Origin of the sequence: Pseudoxanthomonas kalamensis DSM 18571, from assembly GCF_010211745.1 — a bacterium.
Classification (GTDB): domain Bacteria; phylum Pseudomonadota; class Gammaproteobacteria; order Xanthomonadales; family Xanthomonadaceae; genus Pseudoxanthomonas_A; species Pseudoxanthomonas_A kalamensis.
Map to the genome: position 1 here is coordinate 277,820 of NZ_PDWQ01000002.1, position 17,242 is coordinate 295,061.

14 protein-coding genes are annotated in these 17,242 nt (G+C 63.7%); 7 read left to right on the forward strand and 7 right to left on the reverse strand.

The genetic code is table 11. The features are described from left to right. The first annotated feature begins 27 nt into the window (after positions 1-27). Positions 28-1,089: a PDZ domain-containing protein gene (locus CSC70_RS05270; RefSeq protein WP_162455613.1), complete on the forward strand. Its 1,062-nt coding sequence runs from the start codon at positions 28-30 to the stop codon at positions 1,087-1,089. Between the two features lie 28 nt (positions 1,090-1,117). Here CSC70_RS05270 and CSC70_RS05275 read toward each other — a convergent pair whose 3' ends face one another. The 4 genes from CSC70_RS05275 to CSC70_RS14845 form a co-directional block, all read right to left on the reverse strand. Continuing rightward, on the reverse strand, positions 1,118-2,074 hold the full coding sequence (locus CSC70_RS05275; RefSeq protein ID WP_162455614.1) for a DUF6607 family protein: 957 nt from the start codon (positions 2,072-2,074) through the stop codon (positions 1,118-1,120). A gap of 32 nt (positions 2,075-2,106) precedes the next feature. Beyond that, positions 2,107-2,700 (reverse strand): ChuX/HutX family heme-like substrate-binding protein, encoded by a 594-nt coding sequence (locus CSC70_RS05280; protein WP_246189330.1) that lies wholly within the window; start codon positions 2,698-2,700, stop codon positions 2,107-2,109. A 5-nt stretch (positions 2,701-2,705) separates the two neighbouring features. Further along, positions 2,706-4,943 carry a TonB-dependent hemoglobin/transferrin/lactoferrin family receptor gene (locus tag CSC70_RS05285; protein ID WP_162455615.1) on the reverse strand — a complete coding sequence of 746 codons (2,238 nt, stop codon included), beginning with the start codon at positions 4,941-4,943 and terminating at the stop codon, positions 2,706-2,708. A 141-nt stretch (positions 4,944-5,084) separates the two neighbouring features. Further along, the gene (locus tag CSC70_RS14845) at positions 5,085-5,285 is read right to left on the reverse strand and encodes a hemin uptake protein HemP (RefSeq protein ID WP_162455616.1); all 201 of its coding nucleotides are present in this window, start codon (positions 5,283-5,285) and stop codon (positions 5,085-5,087) included. Between the two features lie 318 nt (positions 5,286-5,603). Here CSC70_RS14845 and CSC70_RS05295 point away from each other — a divergent pair, with 318 nt between their 5' ends. The 3 genes from CSC70_RS05295 (at position 5,604) to CSC70_RS05305 (ending at position 7,998) form a co-directional block, all read left to right on the forward strand. Then, on the forward strand, positions 5,604-6,176 hold the full coding sequence (locus CSC70_RS05295; protein ID WP_211369422.1) for a TMEM165/GDT1 family protein: 573 nt from the start codon (positions 5,604-5,606) through the stop codon (positions 6,174-6,176). A gap of 75 nt (positions 6,177-6,251) precedes the next feature. After that, on the forward strand, positions 6,252-7,589 hold the full coding sequence (locus CSC70_RS05300) for a NupC/NupG family nucleoside CNT transporter (protein ID WP_162455617.1): 1,338 nt from the start codon (positions 6,252-6,254) through the stop codon (positions 7,587-7,589). A gap of 73 nt (positions 7,590-7,662) precedes the next feature. Continuing rightward, positions 7,663-7,998 carry a YegP family protein gene (locus tag CSC70_RS05305; protein ID WP_162455618.1) on the forward strand — a complete coding sequence of 112 codons (336 nt, stop codon included), beginning with the start codon at positions 7,663-7,665 and terminating at the stop codon, positions 7,996-7,998. A 237-nt stretch (positions 7,999-8,235) separates the two neighbouring features. Here CSC70_RS05305 and dusB read toward each other — a convergent pair whose 3' ends face one another. The 3 genes from dusB to CSC70_RS05320 form a co-directional block, all read right to left on the reverse strand. Then, positions 8,236-9,234, reverse strand: coding sequence for a tRNA dihydrouridine synthase DusB (gene dusB / locus CSC70_RS05310; protein ID WP_162455619.1), 999 nt, complete (start codon positions 9,232-9,234; stop codon positions 8,236-8,238). Between the two features lie 113 nt (positions 9,235-9,347). After that, on the reverse strand, positions 9,348-10,946 hold the full coding sequence (locus CSC70_RS05315) for an alkaline phosphatase D family protein (RefSeq protein ID WP_162455620.1): 1,599 nt from the start codon (positions 10,944-10,946) through the stop codon (positions 9,348-9,350). Positions 10,947-11,073: 127 nt separating this feature from the next. Next, complete coding sequence (locus CSC70_RS05320) at positions 11,074-11,307, reverse strand: hypothetical protein (protein WP_162455621.1); 234 nt, start codon at positions 11,305-11,307, stop codon at positions 11,074-11,076. Positions 11,308-11,643: 336 nt separating this feature from the next. Between CSC70_RS05320 and CSC70_RS05325 the strand changes: the two genes are divergently transcribed. The 3 genes from CSC70_RS05325 (at position 11,644) to CSC70_RS05335 (ending at position 17,229) form a co-directional block, all read left to right on the forward strand. Further along, positions 11,644-12,978, forward strand: coding sequence for a GTP-binding protein (locus CSC70_RS05325; RefSeq protein WP_162455835.1), 1,335 nt, complete (start codon positions 11,644-11,646; stop codon positions 12,976-12,978). Beyond that, on the forward strand, positions 12,966-15,278 hold the full coding sequence (locus CSC70_RS05330; protein ID WP_211369423.1) for a TonB-dependent receptor domain-containing protein: 2,313 nt from the start codon (positions 12,966-12,968) through the stop codon (positions 15,276-15,278). Before CSC70_RS05325 ends, CSC70_RS05330 begins: the two co-directional genes overlap by 13 nt. 79 nt (positions 15,279-15,357) lie before the next feature. Continuing rightward, positions 15,358-17,229: a CocE/NonD family hydrolase gene (locus tag CSC70_RS05335; protein ID WP_211369437.1), complete on the forward strand. Its 1,872-nt coding sequence runs from the start codon at positions 15,358-15,360 to the stop codon at positions 17,227-17,229. Positions 17,230-17,242: the final 13 nt, after the last annotated feature.

Genomic DNA, 17,242 nt, shown 5'->3' on the forward strand with positions numbered 1-17,242 from the left:
ATCGACGACGAAGCACAGGTGATTCCCATGAAAGCCTTCAAACCCTCCCCCTCCCTGCTGGCGGCCGCCCTGCTTGCCTGCATCGCCACCACCGGCCCGTTGCGCGCGCAGACCAGTCCACGGGAGCGGGCAGAGATCGACCGCGAACGCGCCGAAGCCCGGCGCGAACTCGCCGCGGCGCGCGAGGAACTGGCCGAAGCCGCGCGCCACGTCGCCGAGCTGTCGAAGGAACTGTCGCAATCGGACGAACTGCAGGCATTGGCGCACAGTTTCTCGCAGCGCCCGGTGATCGGCGTGATTCTGACGCCGGACAACCAGACCGGCGTGCGCATCGGCGGCGTCACCCCGGACAGCGCTGCCGACGAAGCGGGCCTGAAGTCCGGCGACCACATCGTCAGCGTCGATAGCACGCCGCTGCTGGGCAGCGATGCCGGCACCCGGCTGAAGAACGCACGTCTGTTGCTGGGCAAGCTCGACACCGATACGCCGGTGCGCATCGGCTATGTGCGCAGTGGCCGCGAAAGCAGCGTCAAGCTGACCCCGCGACGGACGCCGCGGACCTTCGTGTTCCACAATGACGACGGCGACTTCAGCTTCAACATCGATGATGCGCGCGTGGATATCCAGCAGTTGCACGACATGACCGCGCAGATCGGCCGCGACGTCAGTCTGGCCATCAACGGCGACTGCGGTGACAAGGATTGCAGCTTCAGCGTGCTCAGCGAAGCCTTCCGCTGGAACGGACTGAACCTGGCCGAAGTCGACCCCGGCCTGGGTCGCTACTTCGGCACCGACACCGGTGTGCTGGTGCTCAGTGCCGGCGAGGACTTGTCCGGGCTGCAGGCCGGCGACGTGATCCGCCGCATCGACGGCAAGGCGGTCGGCACCCCGCGCGAGGCGATGGCCGCGCTGCGCGCCAAGCCGGCCGACAGCCAGGTCGATGTGGAGTACCTGCGCGACCGCAAGGCCGCGACCACCCGGATCAAGGTGCCCAAGGCCATGCCGTTCCGCATCCCCGCGCCACCGAAACCTCCCAAACCGCCGGCGCCACCCAAGCCACCGGCACCGCCTTCACTCAGCGTGCTGTAACCGCGTCCGCGGGCGTGTCGCGAAGGCTTCAGCGGACAGTGGCCGCGGTGGTCGCGTGCGCCGGCTCGACCCATTCGGCGAAGGCGGCGTCGATCTCCGCATCGGCGACCGACTTGTCCTCCTGCACCTGCTCGGCCTGGGTGAACAGCGGGACGATCAGCGCCATGCCGTCGATCCTGGTCTTCAGGTGCAAGCCCGGCGGTGCGGACAGGAAGCCGTCCCAGCGCTGGCGCACCCGCGCCCAATAGTCGCGGGTCGCGTTCCAGTAATCGTAGGCCGGGGTGAAGTCGACGTCGGTATCCTTCTGGTAGTCGTTGAAACCGAACTCGCGCGCGATTTCGACCTGACTGCCGTCTGGCTTGCGCAGTACCTTGGTATTGAACTGCTCGTGGGTCCAGCCGCCCGGTGTGATGGTGTGGCGATTGACCACCGCCAGTGCGTTGTAGTCGCTGCGACGGGTGTATTCGCGGCGCGGCAACGGCCGCCAGCTCAGGTCGCTGGTCCAGCTGGCGATGCCGTTGGCGTATTCCCAGCGCCCGGTTCCGCAATAACGCGGCGCGTCGCTGACCTCGTACACGCACTGTGTCCAGGCCTCAGCGGTTTGTTCGGGCGACAGCGGATGCACCGTCCAGGTCTGTTCGTCGCTGAACTCGAAGCGGCTAGCCGCCTCGTAGATCCAGTCCTGCCGCCAATGCTTGGTCACGTGGCCGCTCTTCTCGTCCACCAGCAGGTGCTGCAACACGATCCTGCCCGGCGCGTCCTCGACCACGATCACCACTTCGTCGCCGCCGCTGCGCATCGCCGGCGCGCGCTCGTAGCCGGGTTGCAGCAGCACGGTCTCGTCGAAGGCGAAATCGACCAGGTACTCGCCCTGCATGGCCAGGATCGCGGCACGGTCGCGTTCGAGCGGTGCGGATGCGTGTGCGGCGCCGATCTGCAACGGCAAGGCGATCAGCAAGGCGATGGCGACCGGGGTGAATTTCATGGTGGCTGTCTCCACAAGGAACGGGGTGGATCTTATCCGAGCCTGACCAGCGGCATTGCCGCCGCCGGCCCGGCAATCGGGTTGTTTGTCGAGAACGCGGCCTCGGCCAGCAGGGCCGAGCGCGCGCAGCAGCAGTCGTCCACGCGGCATTCGCCTTCGGCGCCCTCGGCGCGGACGATCGCCTGCGCGGTGGCCGCGCCCAACGCCGATACCGGCACCGGACTGGCGGCCAAGGTCGGCAGCGCACCGTAGCGGGACATGGCGTGCAACTGCAACGGAGTGGCGCGCCAGGACTCGCCCAGCAAGCGCCGGGCCAGGCGACGCCACAAGCGCTCGTCCACCCGGCAAACAGCCGGCGGCTCCGCAGCGGCCGGCAGGCTGGCCAGTAGCCGGTCCCAGGCCAGGAAGTCGCTGTCCGGCAGCAGGCACAAGCGCCAGCAGCACGCGCCTTGCGCGTCGTAGAACGACAGGCTTTCGCGCAAACCGTCGCTGTCCACGCCGGCCTGCACCTGCGTGCGCACCGCCTGCGTCCAGCCCGACAGCTCGCTGCCGTGCTGCGGCCGGTACAGGCACAGCACCGTACCCAGTGCGGCCAGTTGCTGCGGATGCGGCAATGCCTGCGCCATGCCGGCTACCACGCCAAGGTCAGGCTGGCCGACAGGTTGCGGCCGGGACTGGTGTAGCGGTCAAGCACGCTGCTGCCGGCCGCGGTCAGCGGCACGTCGCCCGAGGCCCAGTATTTCCTGTCGGTCAGGTTGAACACGCCCAGGTTGACGCTGGCGCCGGGGGCGAAATCGAAATGCGCGAACAGGTCGAGCACGGTATAGGCATCCGCCTGGAACAGGGTGGGATCGGAAACACGGTCCTTGCGGCCGGCATGGCGTACGGCCAGCTCGCTGCCCCAGCGCTCGCGGTCGAAGGCGATGCCCACGGTGGCGGTGAAAGGGTCGACGCTGTCCAGCGGCACGTCATCGGTCCGGTTCTCGCCACGCGACCACGCCGCTGCTCCGCGCAGCGACCAGCCGTCCCACGCCGCCGACAGCGCACCGAAGTCCACGCCTGCCTTAAGCTCGACGCCGTGGATCTCCGCCTCGGCCACGTTCTGCGATTGGTAGACCGCCAAGCCTTCATCGCTGATACCAGTGAACACGTATGACTCGATGAAATCCTCATAGCGGTTGTAGTAGCCGGACAGGCTGGCCCAGGCCGCATCGCCGATGTAGCGCAGGCCGAGTTCGACGCCGTCGCTGGTTTCCGGCTTCAAGTCGGGATTGGCGATGGCGGTGTAGCCGAACATCACGTTGGTGAAGCCGATGTTGACGTCGTTGTACGGCGGTGAGCGGAAGCCGTGCGCGTATCCGCCGAACAGCGACCACGCATCGGCGAAGCGCCAGACCATGCCCAGTTTCGGCGACACGCTGGTTTCGCTGATGTCTGCCACGACCATGTCGGGATTGTCCTCGGCGAAGATGTTGTCCACGTCCGATCGCAGCCGGTAGTGATCCACGCGCAGCCCGGGCACCAGGCGGAAAGCGCCGTCAGCGAAGACAATCTCGTCCTGCACGTACAGCGCCGCGGTGGTGGTCCTGCTGATCGGAAAATCGCGCACCGGAAAGATGTCCGGCAGCATCACCGGGGTGCTGACGCCGGTCAGCGGATAGCTGCGCAGGCCATCGCGCTTCTGCCGGGTCTCGGTCCGTACCAGGTCCAGGCCATAGGCCAGTTCATGCGTCACCGCGCCGTCGATACGCTTGCGGAAATTGGCCTGCACGCCGTAGCTGCGCTGGTCGAAGTTGAACTCGCGTTCGCGGATGTCCTGCAGGGTCGGCGCCGGCAGCGTGCGCTCCTCGCGGGTGTATTGGGTCGTCTCGCTGTCCTGGCGATAGATCTGCCAGTCCAGGCTGTCGGCGAATGCGGCGTTCAGGTCGTCCCACTCGTGGGCGAACGACACTCGCGCCCGGGTCTGGTGGTCGTGCGCGAACACGACGTCGTTGCTCGCTCCGGTCAGCGCCTGATAGCCCTGCGAGGTCAGCACATCGGTATCGGCGCTGTCCTCGTTGCCTTCCACGGTGAGCCGGAAGCGCTGGCCGGCGTCGGGCGCAAACACCAGCTTGGTCAGCAGGCTGCGGCCATCACGGTCCTGCGGATTCGGCAGGGTGCGCGTGCTGCCGGCGCCGCCGGTTTCTCCCTGGTTCTCCGGTTCCTGGCCCTGGCGATGGCTGACCGCGGCCATGCCGCTCCAGCGCTCGCCGCCGAACGCGGCCGTGGCGCCGGCGAACAGGCCGTCCCAGTCGCCGGCATAGCCGAACTTGAGGCCGAAGTAGGCGTCGCTGCCGTCGGCCAGATAATCGTTCGGATCCTTGGTGATGAACGACACTACGCCGCCGAGCGCGTCCGAACCGTACAGCGAACTGGTCGGACCGCGCACGATCTCGACCTGTTTCAGCGTATCCAGGTCGACGAAGTTGCGGTTGGCATTGGAGAAACTGCCGATGCTGAACGCATCGGACACCGGGATGCCGTCGGTCTGGATGCGCACGCGATTGCCTTCCAGGCCACGGATGCGAAAACCGCCCAAACCGAAGCGGCCGAAACTGGAGGTCACCGTGACCCCGGGCTCGTACCGGACCAGATCGGCGATGTCGAACACCAGTTGCCGGTCCATCTGCTCGCGGGTCACCACATCGACACTGTTCGGCACGTCGGCCACCGCGCGTTCGGTGCGGGTGGCGGTGACCTGCATGCGATCGAATTCGGTCACGGCCGCATCGGCGGCGCCATCGGGCGCCGAAGACGCCGTGGCCTGCGCATGGGTATGGGACGAAATGGCTAGCCAAAGGGCAGCGGTCAGGACGGAGGGACGGATCATCGGCACGGAGCTTTCCTGATGGGTTTGAATTGCGAACCCGGAAGGCTGGCGGCCGGTGTTGCCGATGGCTGGCGCCCAGGTGGAGAGAACGTTGCGTGGTTGTCTTGCGGCGAACCCAGCCGCAAATGCGGTGCCCAGGTATTACTTGGTCAGAATCAGCTTGTCGTTGCTGGTGTGACGCAGGCGGTAGACGCGGTCGCCATGGCGGATCAGCACCTCACGGCGGCCATTGAGCAGGGTATCGCTGCTCAGCGCATCCTCGGCGGACCGGCACGCATCCGCGACCGGTTCGCGAAACGGACGGACATCGGGCAAAGACAGGACGGCGGGGTGTACGCGCATGGCATGGTCTCCTTCGTGCTGCGTGACAGGGCGGGTATATCGGCTTGGTAGTTGATGATAATGATTCTCATTACATAGTCAACCCGGACCCCTGCCCTACAATTCCGGCCACTTTCCTCCGGGGAGTAGCCCATCCGCCTATCTGGCGGGACCGCGCATCAACACACTTGGCCTGCCGGCCATGGTGCGCAGGGGTCGCGAAGCCTGGCTTCGCCGACCGGGCAAGACCGAAGGCAAGCGTGGCGCAACCCGGAGCCGGGCAGCGCGGCGTTTGCCTTCGCGTCCATGCGAAGTGCCCGGCTCCTGGAGAAATCCCCCATGCTGTCCCTGCAAGCCCTGTGGGTATCCACCGGTACGGTGGCGCTGGCCGAGATCGGCGACAAGACCCAGCTGCTCGCCCTGCTGCTGGCGGCCCGCTTCCGCAAGCCCTGGCCGATCGCGCTGGGCATCCTCGCCGCCACCGTGGTCAACCATGCCATCTCGGCCTGGCTGGGCATGGAAATCTCCAACCTGCTGTCGCCGCAGGTGCTGCGCTGGATCGTCACCGCCAGCTTCATCGGCGTGGCGCTGTGGACGCTCAAGCCGGACGAGCTGGATACCGAAGGCGAAAAACTGCCGGCGCACGGCGCCTTCATCGCCACCACCATCGCCTTCTTCCTGGCCGAGATCGGCGACAAGACCCAGGTCGCGACCGTGCTGCTGGCGACCCGTTATTCGCCGCTGTGGGAAATCGTCGCCGGCACCACCCTGGGCATGCTGCTGGCCAACCTGCCGGTGGTCTGGCTGGGCCACCGTTTCGCCGACAAGCTGCCGTTGAAGCTGGCGCGCTGGCTGGCCGCGGCGGTATTCCTGGCGCTGGGCCTGTGGGTGGCGTTCCGCGGCATCGGCTGATGCCGGCGCAGCTTGCCGCCACCCCGGCACTGCACTAGTCTGCTTGAATACCTATTGCAAAGAGCCGGGGACTGCATGCTGGAAGCACTTGGGCGTATCGGGTTCGGCCTGTTCGGGCTGGCGGTCTTGATCGGCATCGCCTGGGTCTTCTCCAGCAACCGCAGGCAGGTCAGCTGGAAGCTGGTCGCCACCGGCCTGGTGCTGCAGATCGTGGTGGCCTGCTTCGTGTTGCTGACCCCGTTCGGCGCGGCCATCTTCGATGCGCTCAGCAGCGGCTTCGTCAAGCTGCTGGGGTTCACCCAGCAAGGCAGCGCGCTGATCTTCGGCAGCCTGGCCGACACCAATCTGGTCGGGCAGACCTTCGCCCTGGGGGCCGGCGACACCTCCGCCGGCGCAGCCGGCAAGTACGGTTTCATCTTCGCCTTCCAGGTGCTGCCGACGATCATCTTCTTCGCCTCGCTGATGAGCGTGCTGTACCACATCGGGGTGATGCAGGCGATCGTGCGCGGCATGGCCTGGGGCATCACCAAGCTGATGCGGGTGTCCGGCGCGGAAACCCTCAGCGTGTGCGCCAATGCCTTCATCGGCCAGACCGAGGCGCCGCTGGTGGTCAAGCCGTACATTATGGGCATGACCCGGTCGGAACTGCTGACCCTGATGGTCGGCGGCATGGCCACCATCGCCGGCGGCGTGCTCGGCGCCTACGTGACCATGCTGGGCGGTGGCGATCCGGTGCAGCAGGCCTATTTCGCCAAGCACCTGTTGACTGCCAGCATCATGGCCGCGCCGGCCACCCTGGTCATCGCCAAGGTGCTGATGCCGGAAACCGGCACCCCGCAGACCCTGGGCACAGTGCACGTGACCGCGGAGAAGACCACCACCAACATCATCGACGCCGCCGCCTCCGGCGCCTCGGACGGCCTGAAGCTGGCGCTGAACGTGGGCGCCATGCTGCTGGCGTTCACCGCGCTGATCGCGCTGGTCAACGCGCCAATCAGCTGGCTGGGCGAAGTCAGCGGCATCAACGACATCATCGGCCGCCAACTCGACCTGTCGGTGCTGCTGGGCTACCTGCTGGCACCGGTGGCCTGGGTGATCGGCGTGCCGTGGCAGGACGCCGGCGACATCGGTTCGCTGATCGGCACCAAGGTGGTGCTGAACGAATTCTTCGCCTATGCGCAGCTGGCCGGGGTCCGCGACGGCCTGCAGCCGCATTCGGTGCTGATCGCCACCTATGCGCTGTGCGGCTTCGCCAATTTCAGTTCGATCGCCATCCAGATCGGCGGCATCGGCGGGCTGGCGCCGGAACGGCGCCACGATCTGGCCAGCCTCGGCCTGCGCGCCGTACTGGGCGGCAGCATCGCCACCCTGATGACCGCCACCATCGCCGGCGTGCTGTCGAACCTGACCTGACGCAGCAACCGTAACAAAGCGCTAATCGTTCCTGCACTACCCTGTGCCTTCAACCCACCGGAAAGGAGACGTCATGGCCGGAAAATTCGTGATCAGCAAGCGTAGCAATGGAGACTTCCAGTTCAACCTGAAGGCCGGCAACGGCCAGGTCATCCTGGCCAGCCAGGGCTATGCCGACAAGTCCGGCTGCAAGAACGGCATCGAGTCGGTGCAGAAGAACGCACCGGACGATGGCAAGTTCGAGCGCAAGACCTCCAGCAACGGCAAGCCGTTCTTCAACCTGCTCGCCGGCAATGGCCAGGTGATCGGCACCAGCGAAATGTACGAAAGCGAGGCCTCGCGCGAGAACGGCATCGAGTCGGTGAAGAAGAACGCACCGGACGCCGAGGTGGTCGACGAGACCGCCTGATCCACAATGGTAACAACCGCATGACGGAAAGCCCGGCACGTCCGGGCTTTTTCGTGCCCGTACTGCCAGCCGGGATGTGCGTCATGCAGATCGGCCCATATACGCTCGACCCACCACTGGCGCTGGTGCCGATTCAAGCCTCTGCAAATGCAGGGCTGGGATCGATTCGGAACGTCCTCCCCACCCCGGTCGGGAAATCGGCGACACTCAGGGCGGCCTTTCACCACTCAGGGAAAGTCACGCTGCCTTGGCGAATCTGGATAATGCGCCCGACTGCAGTGCCTCGAAATACTCTCGGGTGAGCCTCATCTGGTCATCGGCGGTTTCGGCCAGATTGACAACCGCCCGGAAACCCGTGTTCTCGGGCCGATCCTTGGAATACCAGCCCAGATGCTTGCGGGCTACCCGCACGCCACCCTGCTCGCCGTAATGGACATAGAGCTGCTGCAGATGGCCCAGCAGAATGTCACCGACCTCGGCCGGCTCTGGCGGCGGAAGCAATTCTCCGGTCTTCAGGTAGTGCGAGACCTCGCGAAATATCCAGGGCCGCCCCTGTGCCGCCCGGCCGATCATCAGCGCATCGGCGCCGGTCAACCTCAGCACATCTCCAGCCTTCACGGGATCCGTGATATCCCCATTGGCCATCACCGGAATCTTCACCGCCTGCTTGATGGCCGCGATGGTGTCGTACTCGGCTTCGCCGGAATAATGCATGTCCCGGGTACGCCCATGAACTGCCAACGCCTGGATACCCGCCGATTCGGCAATGCGGGCAATGGCGACCCCGTTCTTGTTTTCCCGGTTCCAGCCGATCCGGATCTTGAGGGTAACCGGCACGTCCACCGCCCTCACCACTGCATCCAGAATCCGACCGACCAGCACTTCGTCCTGCAAAAGCGCCGAACCCGCCCAGGCTTTGCAGACCTTCTTGGCGGGACAGCCCATGTTCAAATCCACCACCTCTGCGCCGTGCGCCACGTTGTAGCGTGCCGCTTCAGCCAGGAACGCAGGTTCAGACCCCGCGATCTGGACGCCCACCGGCTCGGGCTCTCCGGCGTGATCCATTCGCAGCCTGCTTTTCCTGGTGTTCCAGAAACGGGAATCACTGATCGTCATCTCGGACACGGCATAACCTGCCCCGAGCCGCTTGCACAGCAGGCGGAACGGTTTGTCGGTCACGCCGGCCATCGGGGCCAGCACCAACGGGGGATCGATGCGGTAAGGACCGATATGCATTTGCCGAGGATCTGAGAGCCTGTCGAAACGGCAGCAGTTTAGTGCAGTTCGGAGCTGCACCAAGACATCCCGACAACCTTCTCGGGAGCACGCCCGGGCAAATCTCCCGGGTTTCAGGCGGACATGACTCCCGGACGCCCGTCTTCGACCCGAAACTTCCGGGTAGTCGCGCATGCGCTGTCATGCACGGTTACGCTCTCCGGATTCCTCACCTCCACTTCCACCCCCGATGGCCGCATGTCGAACATCAGGTAACCACGGCGCGTGCTGTCTCCGTAGTGCGCATGTGGGTTGGCCGCTATCTTCGCGTCCAGCACCGCTTGGGACATGCTGGGCGAAGTTAGCGACGTGCCGACGAACTCGGTGCCGATGATTGCCGACTCCGGACGCGCGTAGTCGGCCTTGACGTCGCAGGCAATTGTGCAGTGGTAGTCGCCGCCGATGATAAGCGGGTTGCGGACGCGGTGGTGCTGCAAGCCGGAAACCATCCGGTCGCGGGCCTTTGGATAGCCGTCCCAGGCGTCGGTGAAAAACTCGGACCCCTCGTCGGAAGGTGTGGGAAGCGGTGACACCAGGCTTTGCTGCATGATCACGTTCCAGCGCTCTTTGCTCGCGGCGAACTGCTTGTCGAGCCAGGTTTCCTGTGTGTGCCCCAGAATGCTGCGCTTCGGATCCAGCCGCTGTGCGCAGGTCGCATCGGTCACATCGAATCGACTTCCGGCCATGCCGGGGCGCGGGCAGACCATCGGGTCGCGATACTGGCGGTCGTCCAGCACGTGGAAACGGGCCAGTCGACCGATCTGGAAACCACGGTAAAGCTGCAAGCGCCGATCCGGCAACAGCGCACCCATGGGCAGCGGCTGGTGTTCGAAGTACGCCTGCAGCGCGTTGGCACGGCGTTCGGGAAAGTTCGGGTCGTAGTCCTCGCCCCGTTCACCGCCCCAGTCGTTCATTACCTCGTGGTCGTCGATGGTGAGCATCCACGGCACGGCTTGATGCATCGCCTGTAGATCCGGGTCAAGCTTGTACTGCGCGTAGCGGGCACGATATTCCTGCAGCGAATAGGGTTCGGGATGGGCATGCACCCGCACGCGTCGGTCGCTGGCGTTGTATTCGTAGATGTAGTCACCGACGAAGCAGACCATATCCGGATCGTCGCGCAGCATATGTCGGTAGGAGGAGAAGTAGCCCATCTCGAAATGCTGGCAGGAAGCAAGCGCGAAGCGCAGCCTGTCGACCTCCGCACCAGCCGCGGGAAGCGTGCGCGTGCGCCCTACCGGGCTGACCTCGTTGCCAGCGATGAAGCGATACCAATACCAACGATCCGGGGCGAGGCCGGTCACCGGGACATGGGCACTGTGCGCCAGGCCGGCCATCGCATACCACCGACCGGATCGCACGACATTGCCGAAATGCTCGTCGGTAGCAACTTCCCAGCGCAACGGAACCTGCATCACCCCCATTCCACCGTCATGCAACGGATCCGGGCACAGGCGGGTCCACAGTACGAAGCCGTCAGCAGAAGGCGTCCCGGAAGCGACTCCGAGTTTGAACGGATAGTCCGGGAACAGGACCAAGCGGCTTGCCGTGCGTGCCGGCTCGACGCAGGCCAGCAGACCAGCCGAAATCACTGTCTTGAACAATTGCCGGCGCTGCAACGACACGAGGTCACCGGGAACTGCTTGTCGCGGCGGTCGGTGGTGCTTCTTCATGATCGATCCTCGTTCGTTCAAGGCAGCCATTTGTCCGGCGTTGTGCCGGTACTCTCGCCCCTTGTTCCACATATACGGACTTGCCAATGACGAGTGCCGGCGATGGCGCTGCCGACAATGGGAGATTTCAGGAAGACGGGCGTGTGTCGAGTTCTTTTCCTGCCCGGAGGAACCAGGTGACCACACGTTGCCGATGCGGCTCACCCCAGCGACGCACGAATTGCTGGGTGTGATAGTCACTGGCATCCCCGAGTGCCGCGATGCGTTCGCGGATGTAGCTAGCGTTCAACTGCAATCCGCAATCGACCTCAATGCAATACCGCCAGGCTTCGTAGCTGTCCGGAACAATATCGTCTTTCATGGCGAGGACTCCTTGGGAGCGGACTGGAAGATCAGGCGGACTCAGGACACCGCCTGCAGCGATACCGCGCCGTCCATGCTCCCAACATCGGCTTCAATCCAATCCCACAGAGACAGCCGCAATGGCAACAAGCCTGCAAGTCAGGACCGAAGGGGAAGCAGCGTCGTCTGGACATCGGCATTGGAGTTCCGTGCCCCAGTCAGGCGGCAAAGGCAGTTACACGAAATAAAGCAACTTTGATGATACGTTATAACATTATAATCCATGGTGCCCGACACCATGGCTGTCCGCCTGACCGACGGGACCGCAAGTACCTGCCAGCCAAGGATCCATCGCATGCTCCAATCGCCTGCCAACCCTACCCGTCCGCCCTTGCCGGTTACCGTCCTTTCCGGCTTCCTCGGTGCTGGAAAGACCACCGTGCTCAACCACGTCCTGCGCAACCGTGAAGGCCGCAAGGTCGCGGTGATCGTCAACGACATGAGCGAGGTCAACATCGATGCGGCGCTGGTCCGCGACGGTGGCGCGGCGCTGAGCCGTACCGACGAGGCTCTGGTCGAGTTCAGCAACGGCTGCATCTGCTGCACGCTGCGCGACGACCTGATGCAGGAAGTCCGGCGTTTGGCCGACGAAGGCCGTTTCGACTATCTGCTGATCGAGTCGACCGGCATCTCCGAACCGATGCCGGTGGCAGCGACGTTCGCGGTGCGCGACGAGCATGGTTTCAGCCTGTCCGACGTGGCGCGACTGGACACCATGGTGACCGTAGTCGACGGCGCGCGTTTCATCGACGATTTCGGCTCGGCGAAACGTCTTTCCGACATTGGACAACAAGCCGGGCCAGACGATGCGCGTGGCATCGTCAACCTGTTGGCCGACCAGATCGAATTCGCCGATGTCATCGTGCTGAGCAAATGCGACATCGCCGATCCGGAGAAGCTGGTGCTGACCAAATCCATGCTGCGCGGCCTGAATCGCGACGCGAAAATCGTCGAATCGCGCAATGGCGACCTGCCGCTGGATGAGATCCTTGATACCGGCCGCTTCGATTACGTCAAGGCGCAGCTTGCGCCGGGCTGGATGAAGGAACTCCGTGGCGAACACACGCCCGAGACAGAGGAATACGGCATCTCCAGCTTCGTCTTCAACGCGCGCCGGCCGTTCCATCCACTGCGTTTCGGCAGCCTTCTCAATCGCGGCCTCGATGGCGTGATCCGCAGCAAAGGTTTCTTCTGGCTGGCCAGTCGCATGGATTGGGTCGGTGAGCTGGCCGTGGTGGGCGGGTCGACACAGACGCACGCCGCCGGATTTTGGTATGCCGCCCGCCATCGCGTCGACAACGGGAGCATCGGCATGCCGCCTGCGCCCATCGAGCGAACACTGGCGCCATTGACCGAGCTAGGTTGGGCGCGAGCCGAAGCAGCACGCTGGTCGGCGGCGGCACCTTCACCACTGGAAGTGCCCGACTCCCGGGAATATCAAGCCATGCAACGCCTGTGGCACCCACTTTGGGGCGACCGCCGCCAGGAACTGGCGATCATCGGTGTGGGGCTGGATGAAGCCCGTACCCGTGCCGAACTCGAAGCCTGCCTGCTGACCGACGAGGAGATGGCACTCGGACCGGATGGCTGGCTCGGACTGCCCGATCCATTCCCCACTTGGCATCGCTGATCCGGAAACACGAATTTCCTTTCCCCCGCCACCTGCAACCTGAAATGAAACCCATGATGAAAGCCCGCGTTCTTTCCTCCGCCATCGCCAGCTTGGTATTTACCCCAATAGGGGCTTTCGCACAGGAGGACACCTCCCGCACACCAGTCGAACTGGACGAACTGGTCGTCACCAGCGAAAAGACCCGCAAGCCCGGACTAACGACACAGCCCATTACAGTGCTGAGCGGCGATGAACTTGCACACCGTCGCCAAGGCGGTTTGGGAGAAACCTTGGTTGGGTTGCCAGGCGTGCACCTGGATAACTTCGGCGGCGGCGCATCCCGGCCGGTTATCCGCGGGCAGACCTTGCCACGGATCGAAATCCTTTCCGATGGAGCCAGCCTGTTCGACGCGTCTTCAGTATCTCCCGACCACGCCATCACCACCGACCCACTGCTGCTGGACGGCATCGAAATCATCCGCGGCCCGGCGGCTGTCATCTACGGCGGGAACGCGATGAACGGCGCGATCAACCTGATCGACGGGCGCATCCCAAGGAGACTGCCCGAAAACGGCATTGCCGGCGCGGCGGAAGTGCGACTTGGTTCCGGCGATGAGGAAAACACCGGCGTCGGTCGGATCACGGCTGGACTGGGACCATTCGCCTTCCATGCCGAAGTGGCGCGCCATCACAGCAGCGATTACGACATCCCGGGCGGCGAGTTGAAGGACTCATTCGCCGAGAGCACGACCAAGGGTTTTGGTGCGTCGTGGATCACCTCGAAGGGTTATGTCGGCGCGGGTTATTCGGAGCAAGACAGCGAGTACGGGTTGCCTGGCCACTCGCACATCAATGGCGTTTGCCACACCCACGGAACCGACCTGCACTGCGCCGCGCATGACGAATACGACGATCCGTTTGGTTCATCCGATGCGCATACCGCCTATATCAAGTTGCATAGCGAGCGTAGCGATCTACGTGCGGATTACCATGACTTGATTACCGGAATCCAGCACATTCGCCTGCGTGCCTCGCATACTGATTATGTGCATGACGAAATCGATGGCCCGGCATTGTTCACGCGTTACACCAATGAAGTGAACGACGCACGTATTGAACTGACGCACAAGCCATTGTTCGGCTTCACCGGGACATTCGGCGTGCAACACACTGATGGCACGTTCACCGGCCTCAACATCAACGACATGCATCGGTCATCCACTTACGAAAACGTGGACTTATTCGTTGGTTTCGAGCCACCCTACGACTACGTCACCAAGGACACCGGGATTTTCTTTAGCGAACGCGGCAGCTTCGGCGCTTTCGACGTGGAATTCGCGATGCGCAAGGACAAGCGCGAAATCACTCGACCTGTGCCGCCATTGATCACGCACGTTTCCGATCAGCTTGCGGCCCTTCTTTCTATGCTCTATGGCCCAGACTATATGGCCGCGCTAGATAGCTACAAGGAGCAAGTCATTGGTGATTTCATTGCCAACAATCCCGGCGTGGAAAACGACCCGCTTTCTGTTTCGATTGGTGTGGCCTGGAATGCGGGCAACGGCTACTCGACATCGTTCAGTCTGGCGCGCACCCAGCGCGCACCTAGTGTGCGCGAGTTGTACGCTGCGGGAAACAACCTTGCGACCAACAGCTTCGAGGTCGGGTTGACGCAGGCGACCTACTACTCCCCGTCGTTCCCTGCATCACGCACCGATGTACTGGAAACGACGAAGTCGGCTGACCTGACTATCCGCAAGCAAGGTGGCGAAGTTGAATTCGAGGTCGGTTTGTTCCACCAAGACATACAGGACTACGTCTTCGCGCGCCTGATCGAAACCGATAGTGAAACCGGCCTTCCACATAACTACCTGCTTTACACTGCCGCCGACGCCACCTTCACCGGCCTCGACGGCCAGATCAGTCGTCAGTTCGACGGTGGCCACACGCTAAGCCTGTTCGGTGACTACGTGCGCACCAAGTTCAAGAACGAGGACGACAATCTGCCGCGCATCCCGCCAGGCCGGCTGGGCACACGCTACGCATGGTCGAGCGGGCCGTTCTCGGCAGATGTGGAGTACTACCATACCTTCTCGCAGGACCGCATTGCCTCCTACGAAACAAAAACCGACGGCTACGACATGCTCAACGCCACCTTCGCGTACCGCTTCGAACTGACGTTGCGCCAATCAGCCGAGTTCTATGTGCGCGCAAACAACCTGCTCAACGAACTAGCCTACGTCCACACCTCATTCGTGAAGGATCAGTCGCCGCTGCGTGGGCGCAACCTCGTGCTGGGCGTACGTTACCAGTTCTGATGTTTCCACTTATTCATCAGGAAGCTAAGGTGAAATGAAAAAACTATTCGCAAGCCGGTGGTATCGCAGCCTGGTGGCAATGGCGCTGGTTTCCGCGCTTTCCATAGCCGGGGCATCGGCACAGACCGCACCGAGCACACCGGACATCACCGGCAAGGAATTCGTCACGCCGAAGGGCAACTTCGACTACGACAAGCGCGTGGTCATGGTGCCGATGCGCGACGGGGTCAAGCTTTACACCGTCATCGTGGTGCCCAAGGGCGCGAAGAACGCGCCGATCCTGCTGACCCGCACGCCCTACGACGCCGCGGGCCGCACCAAGCGCCTGGATTCGCCGCGGATGATCGACATCCTGCCGCAGGGCGACGAGGTGTTCGTGCAGGCCGGTTACATCCGTGTATTCCAGGACGTACGCGGCAAGCACGGTTCGGAAGGCGACTACGTGATGACCCGTCCGCTACGCGGTCCGCTGAACCCCGGCAAGACGGACCATGCCACTGACGCCTGGGACACCATCGACTGGCTGGTCAAGCATGTGCCTGAATCCAATGGCCGCGTCGGCATGCTGGGTTCGTCGTACGAAGGCTTCACCGTGGTGATGGCGCTGACCGACCCTCACCCGGCGTTGAAGGTAGCCGCGCCGGAAAGCCCGATGGTCGATGGCTGGATGGGCGACGATTGGCTGAACTACGGCGCCTTCCGGCAGGTCAATTTCGGTTATTTCACCGGCCAGCTGACCAAGCGGGGCAAGGGCGCATCGATCCCGAGCGTGGGCCTGGACGACTACACCGCGTTCCTGCGCGCCGGTTCCGCCGGCGACTACGCCCGCGCCAACGGTCTGGAGCAGCTACCGTGGTGGCACAAGCTGACCGAGCACCCAGCCTACGACTCGTTCTGGCAGGAGCAGGCGCTGGACCGGAAGATGGCGAGCACGCCACTGAAGGTACCGACCATGTGGCTGCAAGGCTTGTGGGACCAGGAAGACATGTGGGGCGCGAACCATTGCTACAAGGCGATGGAGCCGCGCGACACCGGCAACAACCTCAACTATCTGGTGATGGGGCCGTGGCGACACAGCCAGGTCAATTACGAAGCACGCAATCTCGGCGCGCTGAAATTTGACGGCGACACTGCATTGCAGTTCCGCCGCGACGTGCTCAAGCCGTTCTTCGATCAGTATCTGGTCGAGGGTGCGCCGGAAGCGGACACGCCACCGGTACTGATCTACAACACCGGCGAGGATCACTGGGACCGCTTGCGGCAATGGCCCCGCACGGCCAGCGCGAAGCCGCTGTACCTGCGCAGTGGCGGCCAACTTTCGTTCCAGCCGCCGCAACCTGGTGAAGGCGATTTCGAGGAGTTCGTCTCCGATCCGGCCAAGCCGGTGCCGTTCGCGCCACGGCCGGTAAGCTTCGGCGACCGCGGCATGTGGACGACCTGGCTGGTCAAGGATCAGCGTTTCGTCGATGGTCGGCCGGACGTGCTGACCTTCGTCACCGAACCCTTGACCGAACCGCTGCGCATCGCCGGTACCCCGCAAGTGGATTTGCTAGCCTCGACCAGCGGCAGCGACAGCGACTGGGTGGTCAAGCTGATCGACGTGTACCCCGACCAGATCGCCTCAGCGCCCGAGATGGGCGGCTACCAACTGTCGGTGTCGCTGGCGATCTTCCGCGGCCGCTATCGTGAGGACTTCGAGCAGGCCAAGGCGATCACGCCGAATGAAACGCTGGCGTACCGCTTCGCGTTGCCAGAAGCCAACCACGTGTTCCTGCCGGGCCACCGGGTCATGGTGCAGGTGCAATCGACACTGTTCCCGCTGTACGACCGCAATCCGCAGACATTCGTGCCGAATATCTACTTCGCCAAGCCTGCGGATTACCAGAAGGCGACGCAGCGTGTCTGGCACTCGCCGGAGGCGGCGAGCTCGATCGCGCTGCCCGTGTACTGATCTGAAACCAGCA